General features: G+C 54.8%; 2 protein-coding genes and 2 pseudogenes. 3 read left to right on the top strand and 1 reads right to left on the bottom strand.

From position 1 onward, the window contains the following. From BOW51_RS11180 to BOW51_RS07985, 3 genes and pseudogenes are all read left to right on the top strand, one after another. A pseudogene (locus tag BOW51_RS11180) lies at nucleotides 1-191 on the top strand (hypothetical protein); the annotation flags it as partial. Then, nucleotides 188-1,840 (top strand): ubiquinone biosynthesis regulatory protein kinase UbiB, encoded by a 1,653-nt coding sequence (gene ubiB / locus BOW51_RS07990; RefSeq protein WP_078477228.1) that lies wholly within the window; start codon nucleotides 188-190, stop codon nucleotides 1,838-1,840. The pseudogene BOW51_RS11180 and the gene ubiB, both read left to right, overlap by 4 nt. A 40-nt stretch (nucleotides 1,841-1,880) precedes the next feature. Continuing rightward, complete coding sequence (locus BOW51_RS07985; protein ID WP_078477227.1) at nucleotides 1,881-2,735, top strand: D-amino-acid transaminase; 855 nt, start codon at nucleotides 1,881-1,883, stop codon at nucleotides 2,733-2,735. A gap of 68 nt (nucleotides 2,736-2,803) precedes the next feature. On the opposite strand, the pseudogene BOW51_RS07980 reads toward BOW51_RS07985, so the two are convergent. Beyond that, a pseudogene (locus tag BOW51_RS07980) lies at nucleotides 2,804-4,156 on the bottom strand (TrpB-like pyridoxal phosphate-dependent enzyme). Nucleotides 4,157-4,262: the final 106 nt, after the last annotated feature.

The raw sequence follows: 4,262 nt of genomic DNA, 5'->3' as shown, positions 1-4,262 counted from the left end.
CATGGCGTGGCAGAAAGCATCTCAATGCAGCGCTTGGCGAGTACCTCACCGAGGAGAGTCAGCTTTTGCCGACCGCGTACGAGGTCGAGGAGTGGCGTGACGCGGTTGACGAGACGCGAGATGCGGTTGAACGTCTGCAGGCACGAATTGACCTGCTCGCAAGCAAGATAAAACAGGGCGGAACTTCATGATCGGTGTACGTGAGAGTGTGCGCCTTGCGCATATCAGCTGGGTGCTGTTGCGCCATGGCCTGGACGAGATTGTGCTTTCTGCACATCTGCTTCGGCCGCTCAGATTTCTGAAATATTTTTCGCCATTTTTCTGGTTTAGGTCAGAAGCGTCCGCGCCCTACGGTTTCCGTATCCGGCGTTCACTGGAAGACCTCGGGCCTATTTTTATCAAATTCGGGCAGATCCTCTCAACACGCAGAGACCTGCTGCCGGACGATATTGCTGACGAACTTGCCAAGTTACAGGACCAGGTACCGCCTTTTCCGGCAGCTCACTCCACACGCCTGATCGAGCAAGCGCTTGGTGACTCGGTCGACCATGTCTTTGCCCGCTTCGAGCGCGAGCCTCTGGCATCAGCCTCAATTGCACAGGTACACACTGCGACCTTGCTTAGTGGTGAAGATGTCGTCGTCAAGGTGGTGCGTCCCGGTATCGAGAAAACCATTCGCCGGGATATCGACCTGTTGTTCCTGATTGCGCGCCTGGCGCAGAAATATTCAAAAGAGGCACGACGCCTGCGTCCGGTTGAAGTGGTCGAAGAGTATGAAAAGACCATTTTCGACGAGCTCGACCTGATGCGCGAGGCAGCCAATGCCTCGCAGTTGAGGCGCAACTTCGATAACTCGGAGATGCTCTATGTGCCGCAGGTGCACTGGGAGTATTGCCGTCCCAACGTGATGGTGATGGAGCGTATCTACGGCACCCCGGTGAGCGACGTTGAAACACTCCAGGTCAAGGGCATCAGCATGCAGATGCTTGGCGAACGCGGCGTTGAGATCTTTTTCACGCAGGTATTCCGCGACAACTTTTTCCATGCCGACATGCACCCGGGCAACATCTTCGTTGAAGATGATGGACGTTATGTCGGTGTCGATTTCGGCATTATGGGAACCCTGACGGTCGAGGATCAGCGCTACCTTGCCGAGAACCTGCTGGCCTTTTTCAACCGTGACTATAATCGTGTTGCAGTACTTCATGTCGAATCTGGCTGGGTACCGCCTGATACGCGAGTGGATGAATTCGAGTCTGCGATCCGTGCTGTTTCCGAGCCGATTTTCGACAGGCCGATCTCCGAGATTTCATTTGGCCATTTTCTGCTGCGTCTGTTCCAGACGGCACGTCGTTTCGACATGGAAGTGCAGCCGCAGCTGGTACTGCTGCAGAAGACCCTGCTCAATATCGAGGGACTCGGGCGCCAGCTCTATCCTGAACTCGACCTGTGGACAACGGCGAAACCCTTTCTTGAACGCTGGATGGATGAGCAGTTCGGACCAAAATCATTTTTAAGGCGTGTGAAAAAACACCTGCCGAAAGCCTCTGAGCAGTTACCGGAGCTTCCTGCGCTCGCCTATAAAGTTCTGAAGGATGCTGAGCAGGGACGTCTTAGTATTCAGTGGCAATCTGCTGAACTGGAGAAGATGCGTGAGCAAATCACGCGTTCCAACCGTAAGATGAAAGCGACTGTTTCTGGCGGTGCGTTACTGATCACGGCCGCTGTTGTGGCCGGTATGCCGCCAGCCGCATTGACAGTCATGGCTGGCCAGGTGGTTTCTGCTGCATTGGCGTCAGTCGGTGCTGTTATGCTGCTGTTTGCCTGGAAGTCAGGCTAGTCAGGCACACTTTGGATCAGCCCGAAAAAGGATAGTCATTATGAGTCGTATTGTTTACGTCAACGGTGAATACCTGCCGGAAGATGAAGCGAAAGTTTCCGTGTTTGACCGGGGCTTTCTCTTTTCCGATGGAATCTACGAGGTTGTCTCGGTTCTCAACGGAAAACTGATCGATACCCAGGGACACATGTTGCGACTGCATCGTTCGCTGGGTGAACTCGATATGGCGGCGCCTTGTACTGCTGTCGAGATAGAATCGATACTGAAAAGACTGGTCGCTGAAAACAGTATTGAGCAGGGACTGGTCTATTTGCAGATTACACGCGGCGCAGCGGACCGGGACTTCTTTTACCCTGAAAACGTTACACCAACCCTGGTGATGTTCACACAATCAAAAAACCTGCTTGATGATCCAAACGCCGAACAAGGAATCGATGTGATTACTGTTCCGGACTTGCGCTGGCAGCGACGCGATATCAAAACCGTTGGCCTGCTCTACCCCTGCATGGCAAAGATGGAGGCAAAGATGGCGGGGGCCAAGGATGCATGGATGCTGGACCCGGACGGCTATGTTACAGAGGGGACTTCCAATAATGCCTGGATCATCACGCGAGAGGGAACGATCGTTACACGTCAATTGAGCAACGATATCTTGCATGGCATTACTCGCAACGCCGTCATGGCGCTGGCTGATGAGAATGATTTCAGTGTGGAACAGCGTCCCTTCACCCCGGCGGAAGCATACGAGGCTGCAGAGGCTTTTGTTACATCGGCCACGACCTTCGTGATGCCGGTCATTAAGATTGATGCTGCGACTCTCGGAAATGGTTTGCCCGGAGAGATGACAGGCAAGTTGCGTGAGATCTATATTGATATGGCGTTGCACGCCGGGTAATTGGTGTCGCTGCACGTCACAGACAAAAAGATGCCGGCTAAAGGCCGGCATGACGTAAGAAGCCCGTATTAGCCGACGTTCGGCAGATGCTGTAGTGACTCCTTGATTGCCTCTTCCGGGTAGTCGAAATTGGACAGTTCGCCGGCGATGTAACGCTCGAAGGAACTCATGTCGAAATGGCCGTGTCCCGAGAGGTTGAACAGTAGAGTCTTGGCTTCGCCGGTTTCCTTGCAGCGTTTTGCTTCACGAATCGCACCTGCGATTGCATGACAGGACTCAGGTGCCGGTACGATGCCTTCGGTACGGGCGAACTGAACACCTGCTTCAAATGTTTCCAGTTGGGGGGGCCGCCATTGCGTCGATCAGCCCTTCCTTGTAGAGCTGGCTTACCAGAGCCGAGTCGCCATGGTAGCGCAGGCCACCCGCGTGGATACCAGGTGGCATGAAGTCATGTCCGAGTGTGAACATTTTCATTAGTGGCGTCAGACCGATAGTGTCACCGAAATCGTAGGCGTAGACGCCCTTGGTGAGAGTAGGGCACGAGCTTGGCTCTACTGCCACCAGGTCAATCTTCTTGCCGGCCGCCTTGTCAGCGAAGAAGGGGAAGGCGATACCGCCGAAGTTTGATCCGCCACCACAGGGGGCGAAAATCATGTCCGGATAGTCACCGACCATTTCCAGTTGTTTCTTTGCTTCAAGGCCGATGATGGTCTGGTGCAGCAAGACGTGATTGAGTACTGAGCCAAGTGCATAGTTGGTGTCATCACGGCCTGCAGCCTCCTCGACCGCCTCGGAAATGGAGATGCCGAGCGAGCCCTGCGAGTCAGGATGCTGGGCAAGAATTGTTCTGTCTGCCTCGGTCATGTCAGTCGGGCTGGGGAAGACCTCTGCGCCCCAGGTTTTCCTCAGGGAGCGGCGGTAGGGTTTCTGCTCATAGCTGATCTTGACCATGAAGACGCGTACGTCGATGCCAAACATCTGTCCGGCCAGTGCCAGTGAGCAGCCCCATTGGCCGGCACCGGTTTCCGTGGTGAGGCGCTTGATGCAGCTTCCTTGTTGTAATAGGCCTGTGCCACTGCGGTGTTGGGCTTGTGTGATCCTGCAGGGCTGATCGACTCGTTCTTGAAGTAGATCTTTGCAGGAGTACCAAGCTCCTTCTCAAGCCTGTGGGCACGAATCAGCGGCGAGGGATGCCACATGGTGAGTGCTTCACGTACTTCCTGCGGGATCGGGTTCCAGCGCTCTGCCGAGACTTCCTGCATAACCAGTGCCTCGGGGAAAATCTGCATCATTGCTTCGGGAGGAACCGGATTGCCGTCAGGCCCAAGGTAGGGGGCCGGGGCATTTGGCATGTCCGCGACGACGTTATACCAGTGATCTGGCAGGTCTTTCTCATCCAGCAGGATTTTGGTCTGTTGCATCGGTTTCTCCCTCGCTGCGCGCCAAGGAGAGAGAATCGAAGGCGCGTAGTCCCCGGTAGCCACTAGGCGAGACTGTTTTTCTGACGTGCGCCAGCGCCAAAGGAAA

It is taken from the genome of Solemya elarraichensis gill symbiont (assembly GCF_002021095.1).
GTDB lineage: Bacteria > Pseudomonadota > Gammaproteobacteria > Chromatiales > Chromatiaceae.
This window is presented reverse-complemented; position numbering and strand designations above follow the sequence as displayed.